The 20,961-nt window shown below is 37.6% G+C and carries 22 protein-coding genes; 15 read left to right on the forward strand and 7 right to left on the reverse strand.

Annotation, left to right across the window (positions count from 1 at the left end; all coding sequences use genetic code 11):
- Positions 1–12: 12 nt before the first annotated feature.
- Positions 13–711: a glucosamine-6-phosphate deaminase gene (locus PYW42_RS01760; RefSeq protein ID WP_002355326.1), complete on the reverse strand. Its 699-nt coding sequence runs from the start codon at positions 709–711 to the stop codon at positions 13–15.
- 251 nt (positions 712–962) lie between these two features.
- Entirely contained in the window at positions 963–2,489 is a 1,527-nt protein-coding gene (locus PYW42_RS01765; protein ID WP_002355329.1) for an AMP-binding protein, read from the reverse strand.
- A gap of 220 nt (positions 2,490–2,709) precedes the next feature.
- On the opposite strand from PYW42_RS01765, the gene PYW42_RS01770 reads away from it, so the two are divergent.
- Positions 2,710–3,111 carry an organic hydroperoxide resistance protein gene (locus PYW42_RS01770; RefSeq protein ID WP_002355332.1) on the forward strand — a complete coding sequence of 134 codons (402 nt, stop codon included), beginning with the start codon at positions 2,710–2,712 and terminating at the stop codon, positions 3,109–3,111.
- Between the two features lie 43 nt (positions 3,112–3,154).
- On the opposite strand, the gene PYW42_RS01775 is transcribed toward PYW42_RS01770, so the two are convergent.
- Positions 3,155–3,925 (reverse strand): sulfite exporter TauE/SafE family protein, encoded by a 771-nt coding sequence (locus PYW42_RS01775; RefSeq protein WP_255067470.1) that lies wholly within the window; start codon positions 3,923–3,925, stop codon positions 3,155–3,157.
- 169 nt (positions 3,926–4,094) lie between these two features.
- Here PYW42_RS01775 and PYW42_RS01780 point away from each other — a divergent pair, with 169 nt between their 5' ends.
- From PYW42_RS01780 to PYW42_RS01810, 7 genes are read left to right on the forward strand one after another with little or no spacing between them, the layout of a single operon-like run.
- Positions 4,095–4,898 (forward strand): PTS mannose/fructose/sorbose/N-acetylgalactosamine transporter subunit IIC, encoded by an 804-nt coding sequence (locus PYW42_RS01780; protein WP_002358431.1) that lies wholly within the window; start codon positions 4,095–4,097, stop codon positions 4,896–4,898.
- Positions 4,891–5,709, forward strand: coding sequence for a PTS system mannose/fructose/sorbose family transporter subunit IID (locus tag PYW42_RS01785; protein ID WP_002355336.1), 819 nt, complete (start codon positions 4,891–4,893; stop codon positions 5,707–5,709). Before PYW42_RS01780 ends, PYW42_RS01785 begins: the two co-directional genes overlap by 8 nt.
- A 30-nt stretch (positions 5,710–5,739) precedes the next feature.
- Positions 5,740–6,216 carry a PTS system mannose/fructose/N-acetylgalactosamine-transporter subunit IIB gene (locus PYW42_RS01790; protein WP_002355337.1) on the forward strand — a complete coding sequence of 159 codons (477 nt, stop codon included), beginning with the start codon at positions 5,740–5,742 and terminating at the stop codon, positions 6,214–6,216.
- 16 nt (positions 6,217–6,232) lie between these two features.
- Entirely contained in the window at positions 6,233–7,084 is an 852-nt protein-coding gene (locus PYW42_RS01795; protein WP_002355339.1) for a MurR/RpiR family transcriptional regulator, read from the forward strand.
- Between the two features lie 14 nt (positions 7,085–7,098).
- Positions 7,099–7,989 carry an N-acetylmuramic acid 6-phosphate etherase gene (gene murQ, locus PYW42_RS01800; RefSeq protein ID WP_002355340.1) on the forward strand — a complete coding sequence of 297 codons (891 nt, stop codon included), beginning with the start codon at positions 7,099–7,101 and terminating at the stop codon, positions 7,987–7,989.
- 12 nt (positions 7,990–8,001) lie between these two features.
- Complete coding sequence (locus tag PYW42_RS01805) at positions 8,002–8,991, forward strand: serine hydrolase domain-containing protein (RefSeq protein WP_002355341.1); 990 nt, start codon at positions 8,002–8,004, stop codon at positions 8,989–8,991.
- 9 nt (positions 8,992–9,000) lie between these two features.
- Entirely contained in the window at positions 9,001–9,420 is a 420-nt protein-coding gene (locus PYW42_RS01810) for a PTS sugar transporter subunit IIA (RefSeq protein WP_002363016.1), read from the forward strand.
- A gap of 33 nt (positions 9,421–9,453) precedes the next feature.
- Here the strand turns inward: PYW42_RS01810 and PYW42_RS01815 are convergent, their stop codons facing one another.
- On the reverse strand, positions 9,454–10,263 hold the full coding sequence (locus PYW42_RS01815) for a DUF1189 domain-containing protein (protein WP_002355344.1): 810 nt from the start codon (positions 10,261–10,263) through the stop codon (positions 9,454–9,456).
- A 193-nt stretch (positions 10,264–10,456) separates the two neighbouring features.
- On the opposite strand from PYW42_RS01815, the gene PYW42_RS01820 reads away from it, so the two are divergent.
- The 7 genes from PYW42_RS01820 to PYW42_RS01850 all read left to right on the forward strand — a co-directional run bounded on the left by PYW42_RS01820 (position 10,457) and on the right by PYW42_RS01850 (position 17,238).
- A complete protein-coding gene (locus tag PYW42_RS01820; RefSeq protein WP_002361201.1) occupies positions 10,457–11,065 on the forward strand; it encodes a superoxide dismutase in 609 nt (202 codons plus the stop codon).
- Between the two features lie 147 nt (positions 11,066–11,212).
- Complete coding sequence (dapF, locus tag PYW42_RS01825; RefSeq protein WP_002363017.1) at positions 11,213–12,193, forward strand: diaminopimelate epimerase; 981 nt, start codon at positions 11,213–11,215, stop codon at positions 12,191–12,193.
- A 149-nt stretch (positions 12,194–12,342) separates the two neighbouring features.
- On the forward strand, positions 12,343–13,551 hold the full coding sequence (locus PYW42_RS01830) for an LCP family glycopolymer transferase (protein WP_002386097.1): 1,209 nt from the start codon (positions 12,343–12,345) through the stop codon (positions 13,549–13,551).
- Positions 13,552–13,680: 129 nt separating this feature from the next.
- Positions 13,681–14,382, forward strand: coding sequence for a glucosamine-6-phosphate deaminase (gene nagB / locus PYW42_RS01835; RefSeq protein WP_002363019.1), 702 nt, complete (start codon positions 13,681–13,683; stop codon positions 14,380–14,382).
- Between the two features lie 95 nt (positions 14,383–14,477).
- Positions 14,478–15,179 (forward strand): MgtC/SapB family protein, encoded by a 702-nt coding sequence (locus tag PYW42_RS01840; RefSeq protein ID WP_002355354.1) that lies wholly within the window; start codon positions 14,478–14,480, stop codon positions 15,177–15,179.
- A gap of 158 nt (positions 15,180–15,337) precedes the next feature.
- Positions 15,338–15,907 carry a LemA family protein gene (locus tag PYW42_RS01845; protein WP_002386098.1) on the forward strand — a complete coding sequence of 190 codons (570 nt, stop codon included), beginning with the start codon at positions 15,338–15,340 and terminating at the stop codon, positions 15,905–15,907.
- A gap of 44 nt (positions 15,908–15,951) precedes the next feature.
- A complete protein-coding gene (locus PYW42_RS01850) occupies positions 15,952–17,238 on the forward strand; it encodes a TPM domain-containing protein (RefSeq protein WP_002381196.1) in 1,287 nt (428 codons plus the stop codon).
- Between the two features lie 39 nt (positions 17,239–17,277).
- Here the strand turns inward: PYW42_RS01850 and nrdF are convergent, their stop codons facing one another.
- The 3 genes from nrdF to nrdI all read right to left on the reverse strand — a co-directional run bounded on the left by nrdF (position 17,278) and on the right by nrdI (position 20,961).
- Complete coding sequence (nrdF, locus tag PYW42_RS01855; RefSeq protein ID WP_002355357.1) at positions 17,278–18,243, reverse strand: class 1b ribonucleoside-diphosphate reductase subunit beta; 966 nt, start codon at positions 18,241–18,243, stop codon at positions 17,278–17,280.
- Positions 18,244–18,443: 200 nt separating this feature from the next.
- On the reverse strand, positions 18,444–20,603 hold the full coding sequence (gene nrdE, locus PYW42_RS01860; protein ID WP_002355358.1) for a class 1b ribonucleoside-diphosphate reductase subunit alpha: 2,160 nt from the start codon (positions 20,601–20,603) through the stop codon (positions 18,444–18,446).
- Positions 20,584–20,961, reverse strand: a complete 378-nt coding sequence (gene nrdI / locus PYW42_RS01865; RefSeq protein ID WP_002355359.1) for a class Ib ribonucleoside-diphosphate reductase assembly flavoprotein NrdI — start codon at positions 20,959–20,961, stop codon at positions 20,584–20,586. The genes nrdE and nrdI overlap by 20 nt, the downstream gene beginning before the upstream one ends.

The raw sequence follows: 20,961 nt of genomic DNA on the forward strand, positions 1-20,961 counted from the left end.
AGGCGCAATTTTTTATTTTTCTAATTGACTCGCTGCGGCTTCATCCAAGAGAACCGTTAAATTTGGATGGAGTTGAAGAATAGAGGCAGGATACGTTTCTGTGACAGGTCCTTGGAGCACTTGTTTGACCATCTGAGCTTTTTGTTCACCATTTACAATTAGGACAAGATGCTTAACTTTCATGATGCTGGCTGGCCCCATCGTAACAAAGGTCATGCCTGGCTGCATCATTTCAGGAACAAACCAAGGCTCTGAACCAGTGACGGTCACTTGGTAGGTTTCATTTTTAAAATGAGTGGTAGTGGGCATGTTCCCGCAAAAATGACCATCTGCTCCTAAGCCAATTAACATCAAATCTAAGCCGCCTGCGTCAGCAATCCGTTGTTCTTGTTGTTGAAAGTTTTCCACAGTTAATGGATGGATGTTTTGCTCGGATATTTCCGCAGGTGTCAAATACAGCGTCCGCAAATCTGTCAGAGTAATGCCTTCCTTTTGATGAGGAACGGGGATTTCATCAAAGTTATAATAATGAACATTATCAAAGTCAGATGAGTTTTTCACAATCGAGGCTAATTTTTGGTAAACAAGTGCTGGTGTTTTGCCAGCGGTAATTGATAAATTCACTCGTTTATCTTGGCTCATCGTGCTTAGAAGTAACATTTTTGCCCATTCGCTCATCGTGTCGAAATCTTGTTTAATTAAAATTTTCATACTTGCTCACTCCATTCTTTGAATAAGCTAAGTATAATTTGTGGGAACCATCCCATGTCAAGCTCTTCACAAAAAGGATTTAATTAACGGTAGGCAAAAGAAAGAGGAGCAGCCGTCAAAACGATGGCTGCCCCTCTTTTTAAAACTTAAGATAACCTACAACGAGTTAACTTTTTAGCTTTCTGTTCCACTTGCTACAATGCTAATCTAAACGTTCTTTTGACCAACACTGTTTAACAAAGAATTTTATTTTATTGTTCTTTTAACCATTTTTCTAGTTGTAAACGTTGCACTTTCATAGTAGCTGTGTGAGGGATTTCATCAAAAGCCATAATGATAGGTTCGTTTAAATGTGGTAAATCGGCTACTTGTGTCCACCAAGCGTCCCAATCCATTTCTTCCCCAGGGACAACCGCTAAAATTGGCTGAGGTTCATTTTCTTTGCCACGGACAATAATCACTTCTTCTAAGAAATCTAATGCATCCAATAAATGATCTTCAATAGCTAAATTACTGTCGATGTTTTCAATTAGATCTACTTGGCGATCTTTCAAGAATAAGTGGCCGCGTTCATCTAACATTCCGTAATCGCCGCTGTCCCACCATTCGCCGTAGACATTTTCTGCAAAGCGGGCATCTTCTTTGTAATATGTTAAGGCCCGTCCTTTTGATAAAAATTGGATATGGCCGTCCGTCATCGCAGGTAAAACTTGTCCTTTTTCATCAGTAATTCGAGCTTGTGTTAAATCCTCTAAACCAACACCCATGTCACGAGCATCTGAATCTTTTAGAGATTCTAAAGTATGCGCTCGTAAGATCATTGGCCCGCATTCACTTTGTCCATAAACTTGTAGGAAAATTGGTTCATTGGCAGCAGATGCTTTTAAGAAAGCCACCATTGTAGCGTTGTTAATTGCATCAAAAGTAGAATGATAATAATGGACACTAGCGAAAGCTTCAGGTTTTTCTTTGGCCAAACGAACCCATTGAACGAAGTTATTGGGGTGTGTTTCTACAGCGATTGGTTGATAGGTGCTGAACATTTCAGCGACTTTTTCGCTCGAAGCGTTTGCTAAAGGCATCATAGGGAAGCCCATGGCCATTAAAGAAGACACGCCAATGTTAAAACGAGAATGAACTGGCGAAATATGAAAGCCAACTAATTTCTTTTCAGCAATTTTTGTAAAAATGGTTTTTTGCCATTTTGTACGCCAACCCATAGAGTGATTGGAATGACAGATAAGTTTAGGAATACCTGTTGTTCCAGAGGTGTGGGTCATGTAGGCAATTTCGTCTTTAGTCAGTTCGTCTTGAGGAACTTCCGTGGCATCAGCTTCTAAAAGAGAAGCAACCGAAAGTTTTTTATTGGCAGAGCTGTTACGAACAGCTTGAACTTTTTCAGCAGTCACATCATCAAATAAAATATAAGGATCTTCTAAACGATCAACGAATACTTCAATTGTTTCAAAAGGTAAATGGTATGAAACCATTACAGGAACGGCTGCTAGATATGAGGCTGCAACAGCTAGTAAATACGTGTCGAATTTAGGACTTTTATAAATAATAATTTTGTCGCCTTTTTTTACACCTAAAGTGGCTAATTGATATGCCCGTTTCAAAATTTCTTGATGGCTTTCACCATAAGTTGTTTCTAAGCCAAGTGCAGGAAAAGCAGGCAAAGATTCATCAAAAATAATTGGAACAGTTGGTGTTTTTTCTGCGGCTTCTTGATAGTTTGTGTAGAGGTTTAATGGTTGATAATCAAGTAAGTGTGTCAAGGGAAAGTCTCCTTTGTAAAATAGTTTGTGTACAAATGTACAAGTTCACTTTATCCTATCATAGAATGGGTTCTTTTTCTACGTCAAAAATACAACGTTAAATGTTATTTTTTATTATTCACAAGCACAACGTTTGCTGTATCTGGCAAAGTTTCCTACAATAATTATGTAAGTAACAAGTTCTCAGAAGTGTAAAACTTTACAAAGGAGAGGAATTTACATGAAAAAAATCTATGAAACAACTATCATTAATACGGGTGGACGTGCAGGAGAAGTTCACTCACCGGATAAATCATTTTCTTATGCGGTTGCTTCGCCAGGTGTCAAGAAAGAAAATACAACAAATCCAGAACAATTATTCGCAGCGGCTTACAGTGCTTGCTTTAACGGTGCGTTAGAATTAGTGATGGATCAAGAAAAAGTCGAAGGTAAAAGTACAGTAACTGCACGTGTTTCCTTATTCCAAGGAGAAGATGGATTTAGCGTTGGTGCTGAATTAGAAGTTCATATTGATGGGGTAGATCAAGCTAAAGCAGAAGAACTTGTTAAAAAAGCCCACGAAATTTGCCCATATTCTAAAGCAACAAGAAATAATATAGATGTTAAATTAACAGTGATTTAATTAAAAAAGAAGCGCTTTGTCGTATAGACAAAGCGCTTCTTTTTTAGATAACAGTCCACAAATTATACATATTTAACAAAATAACTAAAAAAACAACTAAACTATAAATTTGGGCGACCCGTTGTTGGGATAATTTTTTACTGAAAAGACCGCCGACATAACCACCGAATAAAGCGGCAGGAATAATAGCCAAAAGCATTGTCAAATCAAAAACCGCAAACCCTGTGGTCAAGCCGATATTGCCAAGTTTGGCGAGTTGGGAGAAAAAAATAGTAATGATGGAATAAACAGTTGCTGATTTGATATCCATTCCAAAAAAGAGAATAAGGCAAGCTACATTAATGGGACCGCCACCGATGCCTAAAAAGGTTGATAGAATCCCTAAGCCTAATCCGACAATCAGAAAAATGCTCAATCCGTTGAGGTGTAAGTGCCAGTTGGAAAATTGATTGTAGAGAAGAACCAAAACCAAGGTCAGCAACATGATGATATATTGGATTAGTTGTACTTTTTCTTCATTTGGTGCTAGTGCAATCGCCTGATTAAGAAGTAAATCACCTAACATGCCGCCGACTAAGGAACCAAACGAAATACTCGCGGCTTTTTTCCATTCAATTTGGACACCATTTTGATACTGTTTATAAGTCGAAGAAATGGACATGACAAAAACAGCGACACTTGAATAGAACGCAATACTATTTAACGAATGGAACCCAAGAAAATCCAAAACAGGCTTAATAATGACGCCTCCACCCATCCCAGAGAGCGCCCCAACTGTATTGGATAGAAAAATAGTTATGAAATAAATCAGCAAAACCCGCACATAATCACTCCTAAACCGTTTTCTTTTAGTATAGCACAAAAATTATATAAGAAATGTAATTTCATTTAAAAATATTTTTAAAAAGAACTTGAAATGATATTTCTTTAATGGTATTCTACAAATACAAAAAAGAAAACGCATTCAAGGAGGATGAGAAAGCATGACAGTATCGATTGGTATTATTTTGATTTTATGTCTTTACACAGTTGTTGGTGTACTTGACCAAATTTCTATTCAGATTGGTCCATATACACCATTGTTTGCTGCAACGTTTACTGGCCTGGTCTTAGGGGATGTTCAAACAGGTTTGATGATTGGGGCAACGCTTCAATTGATGACATTAGGCGTAGCGACTTATGGAGGAGCAACAGTCCCAGACTTTCTTTCGGGGGCCATTATGGGAACGGCTTATGCAATCATTTCAGGGAAAGGGGCAGAGTATGGTATCGGAGTTGCGGTTCCGATTGGGTTATTATTAACACAACTAGATATTTTAGGCAGAATGGCTAATACGTTTTTCCAACACAAAGCAGATCGTTATGCGGAAGAAGGCAATTATAAAGGGGTCGAGCGCTGCAATGTTTTAGGAATTTTTCCTTGGACGATTTCTCGTGTCATCCCAGTTTTTATTGGCCTAGCTTTTGGTGAACAAGTTGTAAACGCTATCAACAATTGGATTCCTATTTGGGTGATGAATGGGTTAAAAGCAGCAGGTGCTATTTTACCAGCGATGGGGATTGCTATTTTAATGCGTTACTTACCAATTAAAACATACTGGCCCTATTTTATTATTGGGTTCGTGTTACTTGCTTATGGGGCCCAATTCTTCTCAGTTTTAGGTGTCGCACTGGTTGGCTTGGCTTTAGCAGCGATTTATGTGATGAATCATAACAAAGGCGGCGCAGCTACAACAAGTGGCACGGTTATTTACGAAGATGATGAGGAGGTTGAGATTGATGACTAACAAATTAACAAAAAAGGATATTAATAAAGTTTACGTCCGTAATCTTTTTGGCTATCAGTGGGGCTGGAACTATGAAAAAATGCAAGGACTTGGTTACGCTTGGGTGATGATGCCTGCATTAAAGCGACTATACAGTGAAGATCCAGTAGCTATGAAGAAAGCCTTGAAGACACATCTTGGCTTTATGAATACAACGCCAGCCATGTCGCACTTAATTGTCGGGGCTGATATGGCTTTGGAAGAAGAAGTCGGCATTGAAGATGAAACGGCCATTACTGGCTTGAAAACAGGTCTAATGGGTCCGTTTGCTGGTGTTGGTGATACCATTTTTATCGCGATTTATCGTGCGATTGTTTTTTCGATTGCAGCTTACATGGCGCAAGGGGGCCAGGTTGTTGGGTTACTGATCCCGTTAATTGCCGGAGCAGTGGTCCTATGGGTTCGCTATAAATTCACTTGGATTGGTTACCATCAAGGGAAAAAAATTGCGACAGAATTTGCGGATAAAATGAAATTGTTTACGCAAGGTGCAGCTATTTTAGGGTTAACGGTGGTCGGCGGTTTGATTCCTTCGGTAATTACTTACAAATTAGATTTAACTTATAAAATGGGAGATGTAACATTATCTGTTCAAGAAATGTTGGATAAAATTTTACCCGCATTAATTCCTTTAGGGATTGTTCTTTTATCCTATTGGTTACTAGGGAAAAAGAAAATGAATTCAACACGGCTAATCTTTGTTTTAATTTTAATTGGCATGGTTTTAGGCAATTTACAACCAATGTTGGCTTGGGTTGGCGGTTTATTTTAAAAAAATAGTATATAATAGGAGAGATTTATTATGACAATTGTACATGCAAGAGTAGATGAGCGTTTAATTCACGGACAAGTTGCAACCGTTTGGACGAATACGGTTGGCGCACAAAGAATCATGGTAGTAAATGATGCCGCTGTCAAAGATCAATTACAAATTGGTGCCTTAAAAATGGCTAAGCCTGCAGGAGTTAAATTATCTATTTTATCAAAACGTAAAGCGATTGAAAAAATTTTAGCAGGCAATTATGATGAAGAGAAAGTCTTTTTAATTACGAAAGACATTGCAGACATGGCGGCTTTAATTGATGGCGGTGTTCCGTTACAGAGCTTCAATGTCGGCAATATTTCTCAAAAAGAAGGCAGTCGAGCAATTAAAAAATCTGTTGCATTAACCGATGAAGATATTCAAACCGTTCGTCGTTTAACAGATAATGGGGTGACTATTACCGCACAGATGATCCCTTCTGAACCAAACGAAGCAATTTTAACTTTCATAAAATAGAAATGGAGATGAGAAGATGGAGCCAATCCGTTCAATCAGACAAAAATATAAGGACTTTTCCAAAGTAAATAAGAGAATCGCAGACTATATACTGAAGGATCCGACCCGTCTTCTCTCATTAACAGCAAACGAAATTGCTAGCAATAGCGAAACTTCTCCAGCATCAGTTACCCGTTTTTCTAAACAATTAGGGTTTGACAGCTGGGAAGAGTTAAAACTATCCATTGCAGCGGTACAAGCTGCCAGTAACGGTAAAAAAGATATTGATCCAATTGTAGCGGCGGATGATTCGGTGGATACTATTTGTATGAAAGTGGAATCTTTATTAAATGCTACGATTGAGGATTTATTTTATACAGTGGATAAACAAGCCTTGGAACGAGCAATCGCGCATGTTAAAAAAGCGGAAAAAATTCATTTGGTTGGAATTGGTGCCTCTTCTTTAACGACTTATAATCTTTATCACAAGTTTAACCGCGCTGGTCGCCAAGCAATTTTTAATTATGATAGTCACATGATGTTGGAGTTTTTAAATTATGCAACGGCACAAGACATTTTGATCACGGTCTCCTATAGTGGTTTGACAAAAGAAGCCTTAATCGCCTGTGAAATTGCCAAAAATAGGGGCGCAACGGTTATTTTTATTACCAGTAACGATGGAGAAAACGTGCGATCATTGAGCGATGAAGTTCTTTTAGTCCCCAATAATGAGCACCTCATTCGAGTTGGGGCTATTTCATCGATTGCTTCGTCAATGGCAATTGGCGATGTTCTGTATTTAGGTTCAATTCAAGATGATTTAGACACAGAAATTGAACGTAATATGATTGAAACGAGTCAACTTGTCAGCCGTCTAAAAGAGAAGTAGGGGTGTGCAAGCAAATGAACTTAGAAGGATTAACGACAGAAGCCAGAAATGAAGCGACTAAAAAGATTGACCAAGTGTCAACATTAGAAATGGTAACTTTAATAAATCAAGAAGACCAAAAGGTAGCACAAGCAATTGAAAAGGTGCTTCCGCAGATCGCTGCAGCAATTGATGCAGCGGCAGAACGATTTAAAAAAGGGGGCCGTTTAATCTATTGTGGTGCAGGAACGTCTGGACGTTTAGGTGCTTTGGATGCGATTGAATTAACGCCCACATATAGTGTGTCGCCAGAACGCGCATTTGGTATTTTAGCTGGTGGTGAAAAAGCAATGTATCAAGCAATTGAAGGCGCTGAAGACTCGAAAGAATTAGCTATCGAAGATTTAACACAACATCAATTGACTGCCCGAGATGTCGTAATTGCGATTGCTGCTAGTGGTCGGACACCATATGCTGTTTCCGCAATTGAATACGGAAAAAAAGTGGGCGCTCTAACCATTTCAGTTACCTGTAATAATCAAAGTCCGATGAATCAATTGGCGGAAATTGGGATTGCGCCAATTGTAGGACCGGAAGTCATTACAGGATCAACTAGAATGAAAGCGGGTTCAGCACAGAAAATGGTGTTAAATATGTTTTCAACAGGGATTATGGTTAAAGTAGGGAATATCTATCAAAATTTGATGGTCAACGTACAACCAACGAACGAAAAATTAATTCAACGTGCCACGAATATCATTAAAGAAGCAGCAGAAATCGAGGAATCGCAAGCCAAAGAATACTTGGAGGCAGCACAGCTAGAAGTGGCACCAGCCATTGTAATGGCGAAAGCCCACGTTGATTTTCAAAAAGCCAAACAACTATTAGCAGAACATGACGGACGGATTTCAGAAGTTTTAGCATAGAAGTGGTGAACAATGAATCAAATCGCAATTCAAGAAACAATTCAGAGACTGATTAATCAGCAAGTCGTTCCGGGTGTCGCTTGGGGGACGATCACAGAAGATAGCTTATCAGAACAGTATACGGGCTTTTTAGGTAATACTGGTCCATTTGCAAGACAAAAGATTTCATCAGCTAGCCTGTATGATTTAGCGTCCTTAACGAAAGTTATTGGGACAACAAATCGAATGTTACAATTAATCGATACAAATCAGCTTACTTTTTCAACCACTGTGGGGGAAATCCTACCTGATTATCAAGGACTATCTTGTTCGATTGGGGAGCTTCTACTGCATCAGAGCGGACTGCCAGCTGATGTTGTCGATAAGAAAAATGTCACAAAAAAAAGCTTGCAAGAAATCATTTTAACGCATTCGTTATCTGAACGAGGGAAAACCACTTATTCTGATTTAGGGTATTACTTATTGGGAGAAATTATTCAAGTATTGGATCGCTGCTCATTAGAAGAGAGCTTTCAAACATACGTATTTCAACCAATGAACCTACAGCATACAAGTTTTACGGTCAGCGATTTTGCCCAGGCAGTGCCCACAGAGATTACAAAACAACGCGGCGTTATTCAGGGAGTGGTCCACGATTCGAAAGCCTATCAACTAAAAGCGCCAATCGGCAGTGCAGGTTTATTTGCAACTTTACCAGATTTACTCACTTTTGTTCAGTGTTTTATGAACAATCGCTACCCGTCTGGCAAACCATTATTTTCTGAAAAAATGTTCGATGCTCTCTGGTCTATGAATCAAGGGGGCCGTACATTTGGTTGGGAAGTGAAAAAGACGCAAGCAGGGGCAGGCTATTTGTATCATACTGGCTTTACTGGAACGGCGATTGGTATGAAAAAAGAGACCAAAGAAGCCCTAATTTTGTTGACGAATCGGATTCATCCCACTCGTGAAGAACGTGGCTTTCTGAAAGCACGAACAAAAATTTATCAGCAGTATTTTTAGGAGGAAATGATGAAACCAAAATTAATTTTAATGAGCCATGGACGGATGGCAGAAGAAACCTTAGCTTCTACTCAAATGATTGTCGGGGAATTAGCAGACGCTGCGATTGTGTCAATGACCGCAGAAGATGGCTTGAGCGGCACGCAAGCAAAACTGGCAGCAATCTTAAAAGAAGCTGGCAATGTCCCGACGCTTGTATTAGCTGATTTAAAAGGAGGAACACCTTGTAATGTGGCTATGATGGCCATGGGCACTTATCCGCAATTGCGAGTGGTCGCCGGACTTAATTTAGCAATGGCAATTGAAGCAGCCGTGTCACCTGTGGAAAATGTGGATGAATTAGCTGCATATTTAACGCAAATTGGCCAATCTGCGGTGACCACGATTGACTTACCTGAACTAACAGATGAAGAAGAATTTGAAGAATAGCAAAAAGGTGTTGTCTCAAGGACAACACCTTTTTTAAGAACCAGGGATATTCCGCGGTTCGTTTTTGGTTGTAACAAAGAAAAAGAATAGGCTCAGTAAAATAACTAGGATGCCATCGTTAAACATCGGATTTACGAAGTTTAAAATAGCACTTAAGATAACTGGCACGGTAGCACAATACGTAATAATTTTTAAACAATCAATCAAACGTAAAGAATAAAAACGTAATTTTGAATAGAGAGATGCACCGATAGCGGCAATCAGTAAGTCTAAAACTAAACCGATTAGAACAGGGTAGATAGCCACTAAAAAGACAATGAGTTTTGTCCACCAGGGGATCGCTGCTTCACTTAGCGCAGTCTTGATACTCTGAGCGTTAACGCCATCTAAGGTTCCTTTACTATAGGGGAAGATAAATTGGTCGGTGCCTAGAATTGATTCAGTTGCGCCTGAATTTGGTAAGGCGACTACAAATTCATCTTGTAAAAAAGCCAAACCAAACGCATTACCAATTAAATCCTTTTGGACATCAGCGGCTGTACGCTTTCCATCTGGATCAAACGTAAAAATAATCGAGTCGGTTTGATAAATAAAACCAGATTCTTTGGCCTTTGTTTGCAACGTGCCATTTTCAATAGAAAAGTCAGGCAACTTTTCTGCAATTTTTTGGCCATCTTGTTGCACCTCTTGTAGCACAGAAAAGACTTGTTTGGTAATAGGTAGTGCTAAAATAGCACTTAAAAAAACAGCATAGAGAATTACTTTCCAAAACGCCATTTTTTTCGCATGCCGTAATTCTGAAACTGAAAAAAAGGCCTGCTTAAATAATTGCAATGTATTCATTTATTTACTCCTCACATCGTTCTTCTACAGGTCATTCTAGCGAATTTATGAGGGAAACACAAGGTAATCTCCCTCTTTTGTAAAACTTTTCTTTTGGCAAGCAAACTATTTTGTAGAAAGCGGTTCACTCTGTTATCATAATAGTTGTATGAAAGACGTATGTTACATACTAAAAAATAGGGGGATTTAAAAAATGACTTACACATTACCAGAATTACCATATGCTTATGATGCATTAGAACCTTACATTGACGTGGAAACAATGCACTTACACCATGATAAACACCACAACACTTATGTGACTAACTTAAACGCAGCGATTGAAAAACATCCAGAATTAGGCGAAAAATCTGTAGAAGACCTAATTTCAGATATGAATGCTATTCCTGAAGATATCCGTACAGCCGTTCGTAACAATGGTGGCGGTCACGCAAACCATACATTCTTCTGGGAAATTATGGCACCAAATGCTGGTGGACAACCAACTGGCGCTATTAAAGAAGCAATCGATGAAACATTTGGTAGCTTTGATGAAATGAAAGCTGCTTTCAAAACAGCTGCAACTGGCCGCTTTGGTTCAGGTTGGGCTTGGTTAGTTGTGAATAACGGTAAATTAGAAATCACTTCAACACCAAACCAAGATTCACCATTAATGGATGGCCAAACACCTGTTTTAGGTCTTGACGTTTGGGAACATGCGTATTACTTAAAATATAAAAACGTTCGTCCAGATTACATTGAAGCATTCTGGAACGTTGTTAACTGGGATAAAGTAAACGAACTTTTTGCAGCAGCAAAATAAGTTTGCCAATTGTGAAGGAAAGAGTCAAATGACGGCTGTCATTTGACTCTTTCCTTTTACAAATCCAGGGTCGAAATAGTTGTTCGTTTATGGCATACTAAAGTAAGTAGGGAAAGATAACGGATACATAAAGAAGGAGCTAAAAAAATGAATGTTATGATGCAAAAAGTACACGGGTCAGAAAATGATTTCTTTTTATTGGATGAAACACAGTTTGAGCGTTCTTTAACCGCTGAGGAAATTGAGCAATTACGCATCCAGTTATGTTCGCGGGAAACAGGATTATTGGCGGGAGCAGATGGGTTACTTTTGGTAGGAGAAGGGACTCACGGCACGTCCAATGCTAGAATGCGAGTGATTAACAGCGATGGTAGTGAAGCAAGCATGTGCGGGAACGGCTTGCGTACGGTTGCCCGTTATTTAGCTGAAAAAAACCAAGAAAAATCATTTACAGTTGAAACAATGTTTGCAGATTTGAAAGTACGTCAAGCCCCCAGTTTAGCTGAAGAAGTAGCGACTTACCAAGTGGAAATTTCGCCAGTAAGTTTTGAAGCAGTCACTATCCCAATGCATTTAGGGGTCCAAACATTAATTGATGAAATCGTACCAGCCTTATCTAACACCATTCGCTTTACAGCGGTAGCAGTGCCTAATCCGCACCTTGTAGCATTTGTGGATCACGAAACCTTAAATGGTCCAGAATTTGAACGAATCGCTACCTATGTAAATAATGAAAATCCGTATTTTCCAGAAGGGATAAATGTGAGTTTTGTTGAAATTCTTGGCAAAAATCAACTATTTGTTCGAACGTATGAACGTGGTGTAGGTTTTACAAGTGCTTGTGGGACAGCTATGTGCGCAAGTAGTTTACTTTATACGTTATTGAAAGATGGTGTTTTTTATGAAGAAATAACCGTCAAAAATGCTGGAGGTATGGTGAAAACAGTCGTCCACGAAACGTCTGATGACAGTTATTGGATGGAATTAATTGGGAATGCCACGATTACGCATTTGATTGAAGGATCACTGACTGATTTACTAAATGGTGCATTTGAGAAAATAACTATCACTGAAACGAATGAACAGAAACATTATCAAGAATTTCTGCAAACACTTTCTCAAAAATAACAATTGTTCCTTGATAAAGCGCTCTTTTATTTTACAATTGTGTTAAGTTCTTGTTCCAAAAAATAAAAAATATTGCTTGAATAAGCAAACTATGAGAAAATAAAGGGCATGAATTAAGAATTATTCTTAGATAAACGAGGAAGTGTCTTATGAAACTATGGAAAAAAGTAGTACTGGGCTTCTTGAGCGTCTTGCTAGTGGTAGTAGCTGGGGTATGTGCTTACGGGATTAAGATGTATTCAGATGCCAATTCAACAATTAATGGGATCTATCAATCAGTTAACCGTAAGTCCAATAAAGGAGCCACGGCTAATATTGATGCGCAAGAACCATTCTCTGTTCTTTTAATGGGGATTGACACAGGCGATTTAGGCCGAACAGAACAAGGTCGTTCAGATACTACAATGGTTGTAACCATCAACCCGAAAGAAAACAAGTCCACAATGATCAGTTTGGATAGAGATATTCTAACAGATATTGTTGGAAATGACACACAAGACAAATTGAACCATGCCTATGCATTTGGTGGCGCCGAAATGGCGATTAATACAGTCCAAGAATTACTGGATATTCCCATCCATCATTATGTATCCATCAATATGAAAGGGTTAAAAGACCTGATTGATGCGGTAGGCGGTATTGAAGTAGATAATACGATTGGTGAATTTACGTTGGACGGTATTACTGTTCCAGCAGGTAAAATCAAGTTAGATGGCACGACAGGTTTGGCTTATGCGCGGATGCGTCACGAAGATCCTGAAGGAGATGTGGGTCGTCAACGCCGCCAACGAGAAGTTGTTGAGAAAATTGTGCGCAAAGTCATGAGTTTTGACGGTGTTTCAAAATATCGAAAAATTCTTGATGCTGTTGAAGCCAATGTAAAAACAGACTTAACTTGGGATGACATGATGGACATCCAATCAAAATATTTGTCTGCCTTTAAAACAATTGACTCTGAACAATTACAAGGATACAGTGCAACTATTGATGATATTTATTATCAAGTCCTAGATCCAAATAGTTTATACAAAACACAAACAACACTTAGAAAACAACTTGGTTTAAAAGAACATGCTTCTGAACGTGAAAAAGATTTAGCCTTTTATAATCAGTTTAGCTATGCTGTTACAGATACTGCACTGATTGGTGAATCTGGTGATTCAAGTGTCAATAGCTCTACTAGTTCGAGTAGCACAGCGGACACCACAGCCGGACAAACAGAATACAACGGCAATACGCAACAAGCAGCAGAAGGAGCCTATGATCCGAATACGTACGTTGACCCAAATACGTACACAGATCCAAACGCTTATGCTGATCCAAATACGTATGTGGATCCCGACGCACCACAATATTAATCTGTTAAACAAGCTCGAAAACTTCTATTTCTGATGGAAATAGAAGTTTTTTTCTTTTATTCTAGAAATTTTTTTCAGAAGGTGTTATAATTGGACTATACCAAAATAAACCGTAAGGAGCGTGTCAAAATGCAAATTATCCGTGTAGCAAATGCAGAAGAAGGCGGCAAAAAAGCGTTTGAATTAATTAAAGAAGGTATGAACAATGGTGCGAAAGTTTTAGGCTTAGCAACAGGTAGTACACCAGAAACATTATATAAAGAAATGACAGCAAGTGATGTCGACTTTACAGAAATGACTTCTGTAAACTTAGATGAATATGTTGGTTTAGGTGGCGAAGATGAGCAAAGTTACCGTTATTTCATGAACAAACACTTATTTGACAAAAAACCATTTAAAGAAACATTTGTACCAAATGGTAAAGCAGAAGATTTAGATGCTGCTTCCGCAGAATATGAAAAAATTATCGATGCACATCCAGTAGATATCCAAATCTTAGGTATTGGTCAAAATGGACACATTGGTTTCAACGAACCAGGCACACCTCTAGATAGCTTAACACATGTCGTTGAGTTGACTGAATCAACAATCAACGCAAACAAACGTTATTTTGACAAAGTAGAAGATGTCCCAACACGTGCTGTTTCTATGGGGATTGGCTCAATCATGAAAGGTAAAAAAATGATTTTAATGGCTTATGGCGAAGCAAAAGCAGAGGCCATTAAAGGAATGATTGACGGACCAGTAACAACAGACATGCCAGCAAGTGCATTACAAAACCATCAAGATGTTGTTATAATCATTGATGATGCAGCTGCAAGTAAATTATAATCGTTGATGAAAAAGAACTTGAAACATAAGGATTTCCTTATGTTTCAAGTTCTTTTTTTGTTATACTGGAAGTAATAGAAGAAGAGGTGAAAAGGATGTTACAGCTAACAATTCCAGAAATTATTTTACGGTTAGTCCTAGCGATGGTGATGGGTGGCGCAATTGGTTTTGAAAGACAATATAAGAATCGCCCAGCAGGGATGCGCACTCACATTTTAGTTTGTATGGGCGCGGCTATTATTGCGTTAATTCAGTCGCAAATTGCAATCAATGCATTGAAAGATGCGTTAGCTAATCCGGCTTTGACGGGGGTCATTCGTTCAGATCAAGCAAGGTTGATCGCACAAGTTGTAAGTGGAATCGGCTTTTTAGGTGCTGGAACCATCATTGTAACGAAACAAAGTGTCACCGGATTGACGACAGCAGCGTCACTATGGACCGTTGCTGGTTTAGGGATCGCGGTGGGCATGGGCTACTATACGATTGCCTTAACAAGTTTTATCGGTGTATTATTTGCCTTAACCATTGTCAAACGAATTATTCACGTACCAACAATCAAAAAATTAGAAATTCGCTATCAACATAAACAAGAAACCAAAGAATTTATTAATCAGTATTTTGAAGAAAAACATATTGAAATTTATGATGTGAATTTCAATGTTTCTTGGGTAGATGATACAAAAATCTATACGAATATCTATACTATTGATTTGCCTAAAGGCCTAACGTATGCCGATGTTATCGAAGATCTATCTGTTTCAAATAATGTAACAAAATTACGATTGATTAATGTGTAGAAACATCTATTTATAATTAATGACAACCGCTATAAGTTAAAATGCTTATGGCGGTTTTCTTCTAGGACCTAGGACTGATTTTTTAAGTTTAATATTTCAAAAAGATTACAAAAGAGTTATGATTGTATTACGAGTTAGAAAGAAAGGTGATAAGTAAGATGAATAAAAAAAATAAATTTCTTAGTATTATTGTTGTTGTCGTTGTGATTATTGGTGCATTTGTGATGAAAGCTTATAATCAATTGATTACTTTAGATAATAAAGTCGAAGCAGAATGGTCACAAGTAGAGAATGTAATGCAAAGACGTGCTGATTTAATTCCTAATCTTGTCAGTAGTGTTCAAGGCAGTATGACTCAAGAAAAAGAAGTTTTAAAAGAAATAACGGAAGCACGTAAAGCATACGCAGGAGCAAAATCTTCTTCTGAAAAAGGGCAAGCAAATGAGCAAATTGAAAAAGGATTAGGTAATTTTGTTACAGTATTGAATGAAGATTACCCAAAGTTAGCTTCTTCTGAAAATGTCAAAACCTTAATGACTCAATTAGAAGGATCTGAAAATCGAATTTCTGTTGAACGCCGTAACTATATACAAGCTGTTGAAACATATAACCAACAGATTTCAAAATTCCCTGATAAAATAATTGCAAAACTTTTAGGATTTGAGAAGAAAACTAACTATGTTGCGACAGAGCAGGGAAAAGAAGTACCACAAGTGGAATTTAAATAAAAAATTTGTAGAAAATTTGGGTTAAAAGAAAGAAGTGAGGAAGGTTGGATAAAAAAGTCGAAAAAATTCAAGAAAAAGTTCGTTTGTTTTATAAAAAGCATCAGCGGAATACAACGATTGTTGTGGTAATTAGTTTAAGTATGATTTTAATATTAGGAATGGCTGCTTGGTATGAAGGAAAGGGAATCTCTTATGAAGCAAAACAAACTGCACTGAGAGAGAAGCAACATGCCTTACAAAAAAAGAGAGACGATATTTTAGCAGGGAAAATGACTGAAGCGTCAACCCAGACAACAATAAATAACTTTTCTAAACAAGAAATAACTGGTGAAAATGAATTAGTGACAATTACTGGAACGAATGGGCAGTTGAACATTAATGATGCTAATATCTATGTTTCAGATAATGCAGGTATTGTCTCAAATCAACTTAAACAGAAAATGTTTCAATTGAATCAACAATTGTTGGAAAATGCGAATGGCGCACAATTTATGCTTATTACCGTTCCTGCGTTACCTAGTGGGGAATCTGTTGAATCTTACAGCAATAAGATTGCTAATCAATTAGGTGTAGGGGATCGTGAAAAAAATAATGGTGTGGTTTTTCTAATGGCAATTGAGGATCGCGAGTCTCGCTTGGAAGTTGGATATGGCTTAGAGAGTATTTTAACGGATAGCTATGCGGATGATATTATTAATAATGAAGAAGTAAAAGAGGCTTTTAGAGACGAGGATTATAATACAGGTCTCAATAAAATTATTGATCAAGTATCGGCTGCAATCAATTCAAAAACCGCACAAGTGGATAATGAATTAACAAATATACAAACAGAGTTAAACACTAACACAACGAAAAGAAATGTTCTTTTAATGGCAAGTATTGCTGGGATGCTCATTTGTGCTGTTTATATTTTACAAATTTTAAGAACAAGAAAACTTGTTAAAAAAATGTATCAAGATTATTTGAATTGTTTACCAACAAAGGCTGTCCTAAATAACTCAGAACAGACAAAGAAAGTATTAAATAAGATGAAAAAGACTTCTTTTTATTGTTTATATCTTAATGGAGCAACGTTATTTGCCACAAAAGGGAAAATAAGACGTGCCACTAAGCGTGGTTCTTTACTAAGTATATATCCAAATGCAAAAAAACAATCTTTTGGGCGTTTATTAGTAGGAGATACTTTATATAGTTATGATGGTAGTGTTTTGACGTATGCTTATTTAAACTCACAATACAATCCGTCTAATCATAGTAGTTCTGGTAGCAGCAGTGGTGGTTCATTCGGTGGCGGCTCATTCGGCGGTGGCGGTGCCTCAGGAAGTTGGTAAAATAAAAAGCTAGAAACGTTGATCGTTTCTAGCTTTTTGCTATTTATCTAAACCGTAAAGATAGTCATCATCTTTCATGGCTTCAACTGTTCCTAGTAAATAGCCATTTCCTACTTGGGAGAAGAAGTCATGGTTGCTAGTTCCTGTCGAAATACCATTCATTACAATCGGGTTCACATCATTGGCTGTATCCGCAAATAAGGGATCCATACCTAAGTTCATTAAAGCTTTGTTGGCGTTGTAACGTAAAAAGGTTTTTACTTCTTCGGTCCAACCTAAGTCATCATATAATTCTTCTGTATAACGTTCTTCGTTTTCGTACAATTCGTAAAGTAAATTATACATCCAGTCTTTTAGTTTATCTTGCTCATCTTCTGGTAATTCATTAAATCCTAATTGGAATTTATAGCCAATATACGTGCCGTGCACTGATTCATCACGGATAATCAATTTAATAATTTCAGCGACGTTCGCTAGTTTATTGTTTCCTAAATAGTAAAGAGGAGTGTAAAACCCAGAATAGAATAAAAACGTTTCTAAAAATACACTAGCAATTTTTTTCTCTAACGGAGTGCCGTTTTTATAAATTTCGTTAATCCGTTCTGCTTTATATTGCAGATGTTTGTTGGTATTTGTCCACTCAAAAATATCATCAATCTCTTTTTTTGTATTTAATGTACTGAAGATAGAAGAATAACTTTTGGCATGGACAGATTCCATGAATTGGATGTTATTTAAGACGGCTTCTTCATGGGGCGTCCGCACATCATTTCTCAGTTGATCCATGCCGCTTTCTGATTGAACAGTATCTAATAAAGTTAAACCGCCGAAAACGTAGCCGACAGTAGTTTTTTCTAAATCGGAAAGAGTCCGCCAATCATCTAAGTCATTGGATAACGGAATCCGTGTATCTAACCAAAATTGTTCGGTTAATTTTTCCCAAGTGGATTTATCAATGACGTCTTCAATGGCGTTCCAGTTAATTGCTTCATAATACGTTGCCATGGTTATTCCTCCTGTATGCTGGGACAGCAGTCTGTTTGACTAGTTGTCTCGTTTCTTCGCTTAAAACGTTCTACAGAGTCCAAATAGGAGCGTGCAGCCGTTCTTCTTTGTCCAGTATATCTGAAAATGTCCTGTTTAAAAAGAGAACATTCCTAAAAAATAAGACGCTCAAACAGAACGCCTTATTTAAGTGCTTTTCATTAAATCACGCAAGACTCACATTGATTGCTGCCAATTTCTTCAGCATCATCTGTAAATGTACGAATATAGTAAATTGATTTAATCCCTTTGTTGAACGCATAATGACGTAAAATGTTCAAGTCACGGGTTGTTTGTTTTGGTGTTTCTTTCCATTCATACAAGCCTTCAGGGATTTCTGAACGCATAAACAAGGTTAAACTCATTCCTTGATCAACGTGTTGTTGCGCTGTTGCGTAGACATCAATCACTTTGCGCATATCCATGTCGTAAGCAGAAGTATAGTAAGGGATTGTATCATTAGCTAAATAAGGCGCTGGATAGTAAATCTTACCAATTTTCTTCTCTTGACGTTCTTCAATCATGCGAGTAATTGGATGAATGCTGGCACTAGTATCATTAATATATGAAATTGAACCATTTGGCGCTACGGCTAAACGATTTTGATGATAAAGACCATCTTTTTTCACAGCATCGCGTAACGCAGCCCAATCTTCAGCCGTTGGAATCTGAATGTCTTTGAAGATTTCTTTCACTTTATCAAATTTTGGTGTAAAGTTGCCTTCAATATATTTATCGAAGTAAGCACCAGAAGCATAATCTGATTTTTCAAAATTATGGAAGACTTGGTTACGTTCTTTCGCAATTTGATTACTTTCCATTAAAGTCCAGTAATTTAATAACATGAAATAAATGTCTGTAAAGTCTAATGATTCTTCAGAGCCGTATTCCATATGATTTTTAGCGAAGAAGGTGTGTAAGCCCATTGCGCCTAGTCCGATTGTATGGCTTAAACGATTTCCATTTTGGATAGTTGGCACGACATCAATTTCAGAAGCATCTGTTACAAAAGTTAACGCACGCGTCATAGCGCGGACAGATTTTCCAAAGTCAGGACTTTCCATTAAATTAACAATGTTAGTTGAACCTAAGTTACAACTAATATCTGTTCCTAAAACTTCATATTCTTGTTTCCCATTAATAACAGAAGGCGTTTGAACTTGAAGAATTTCAGAACATAAGTTACTCATGATAATCTTGCCATCAATCGGATTGTTTTTGTTAGCTGTATCAATATTGATGATATAAGGATAGCCAGATTCTTGTTGTAATTTAGAAATTTCATTTTCTAAGTCACGGGCTTTAATTTTACGTTTACGTATGTTTGGATTGGCCACTAGGTTATCATATTCTTTTGTGATATCTACATAGGAATAAGGCACACCATATTCACGTTCCACACTATAAGGACTAAATAAATACATATCTTCGTTGTTACGCGTTAATTCGTAAAATTTATCTGGAACAATAACACCAAGAGACAACGTTTTTACACGGATTTTTTCATCAGCGTTTTCTTTTTTAGCAGATAAGAACATTTCAATATCTGGATGGAAGACGTTTAGATAAACCACACCAGCACCTTGACGTTGACCTAGTTGGTTAGAGTAGCTAAAGCTATCTTCAAATAATTTCATAACAGGGACAACACCACTTGCTGCGCCATCATAACCTTTGATTGGTGCGCCCGCTTCACGTAAGTTTGAAAGAGTAATTCCTACGCCACCGCCGATTCGTGATAATTGAAGGGCAGAATTAATTGAACGCCCAATGCTGTTCATATCATCTGTTACTTGAACTAAGAAACAAGAAACCAATTCACCTCGACGTTTACGCCCAGCGTTTAAGAAAGAAGGTGTGGCTGGTTGATACCGTTGGTGGATCATTTCATCCGCCAATGTTAAAGCCAACTCTTCATCGCCATCCGCAAAATACAAGGCATTAAAGGCAACACGATCTTCATATGTTTCTAAATACTCTGTTCCGGCGTTGTTCTTTAAAGCGTATTGAGAATAAAATTTATAAGCCGCCATGAAAGACTTGAATTGGAAATGTTGTTCATCTAAGAAAGCATATAATTTTTCAATAAAGTCCATTGAATATTTTTCGATGAATTCAGTTTCAATAAAATCTTCTTTCATTAAAAAGTTGATTTTTTCTTCAGCAGAGCTGAATTTACGTGTATTCGGTTCTACATTTTCTTTAAAGAAGGCTGCGAGTGCTTCTTTATCTTTATTTAAAGGGATTTGACCATCAACAGGACGGTTAATCTCGTTATTCAGTTTGAAATAGCTGACATCTTTAATTTCTTTTAGACTCAATTTCTTCCACTACTTTCTTAAAGGTCTCCACGTCTTCGTCTGTTCCGCTAAACTCAAAGGAGTATAGAAGCGGAACGTGATAATCGCGGGCAATATCTTTGGCGGTATAGACAAATAATTCAGCAAAATTACGGTTGCCCCCACCAGCTACACCAACTAACAGTTCTTGATTACTTTTATAATCAAGAAAGTCATTCACTACCTCTGTAATTTCTGCATCATAGGTAGGAATGACAAGAATAAAAGGCTCATTTATTTCAAAAAAAGGATTCGCTGGCTCAAGTTCATAAGCAGGCAAATCCAATTTTTTAATAAAGCGCCTTGTTTGACCGGTGACTGAAAAATAAACAAGTTTCAT

The sequence above is a fragment of the Enterococcus faecalis genome, from assembly GCF_029024925.1.
Lineage (GTDB): Bacteria > Bacillota > Bacilli > Lactobacillales > Enterococcaceae > Enterococcus > Enterococcus faecalis.

Excerpts from the sequence above, each read along its gene's own strand:
- PYW42_RS01760 (WP_002355326.1), bottom strand. The coding sequence starts at position 711 with ATGAAAATTTTAATTAAACAAGATTTCGACACGATGAGCGAATGGGCA.
- PYW42_RS01770 (WP_002355332.1), top strand. The coding sequence starts at position 2,710 with ATGAAAAAAATCTATGAAACAACTATCATTAATACGGGTGGACGTGCA.
- PYW42_RS01780 (WP_002358431.1), top strand. The coding sequence starts at position 4,095 with ATGACAGTATCGATTGGTATTATTTTGATTTTATGTCTTTACACAGTT.
- PYW42_RS01785 (WP_002355336.1), top strand. The coding sequence starts at position 4,891 with ATGACTAACAAATTAACAAAAAAGGATATTAATAAAGTTTACGTCCGT.
- PYW42_RS01790 (WP_002355337.1), top strand. The coding sequence starts at position 5,740 with ATGACAATTGTACATGCAAGAGTAGATGAGCGTTTAATTCACGGACAA.
- PYW42_RS01795 (WP_002355339.1), top strand. The coding sequence starts at position 6,233 with ATGGAGCCAATCCGTTCAATCAGACAAAAATATAAGGACTTTTCCAAA.
- murQ (WP_002355340.1), top strand. The coding sequence starts at position 7,099 with ATGAACTTAGAAGGATTAACGACAGAAGCCAGAAATGAAGCGACTAAA.
- PYW42_RS01805 (WP_002355341.1), top strand. The coding sequence starts at position 8,002 with ATGAATCAAATCGCAATTCAAGAAACAATTCAGAGACTGATTAATCAG.
- PYW42_RS01810 (WP_002363016.1), top strand. The coding sequence starts at position 9,001 with ATGAAACCAAAATTAATTTTAATGAGCCATGGACGGATGGCAGAAGAA.
- PYW42_RS01815 (WP_002355344.1), bottom strand. The coding sequence starts at position 10,263 with ATGAATACATTGCAATTATTTAAGCAGGCCTTTTTTTCAGTTTCAGAA.
- PYW42_RS01820 (WP_002361201.1), top strand. The coding sequence starts at position 10,457 with ATGACTTACACATTACCAGAATTACCATATGCTTATGATGCATTAGAA.
- dapF (WP_002363017.1), top strand. The coding sequence starts at position 11,213 with ATGAATGTTATGATGCAAAAAGTACACGGGTCAGAAAATGATTTCTTT.
- PYW42_RS01830 (WP_002386097.1), top strand. The coding sequence starts at position 12,343 with ATGAAACTATGGAAAAAAGTAGTACTGGGCTTCTTGAGCGTCTTGCTA.
- nagB (WP_002363019.1), top strand. The coding sequence starts at position 13,681 with ATGCAAATTATCCGTGTAGCAAATGCAGAAGAAGGCGGCAAAAAAGCG.
- PYW42_RS01840 (WP_002355354.1), top strand. The coding sequence starts at position 14,478 with ATGTTACAGCTAACAATTCCAGAAATTATTTTACGGTTAGTCCTAGCG.
- PYW42_RS01845 (WP_002386098.1), top strand. The coding sequence starts at position 15,338 with ATGAATAAAAAAAATAAATTTCTTAGTATTATTGTTGTTGTCGTTGTG.
- nrdF (WP_002355357.1), bottom strand. The coding sequence starts at position 18,243 with ATGGCAACGTATTATGAAGCAATTAACTGGAACGCCATTGAAGACGTC.
- nrdI (WP_002355359.1), bottom strand. The coding sequence starts at position 20,961 with ATGAAACTTGTTTATTTTTCAGTCACCGGTCAAACAAGGCGCTTTATT.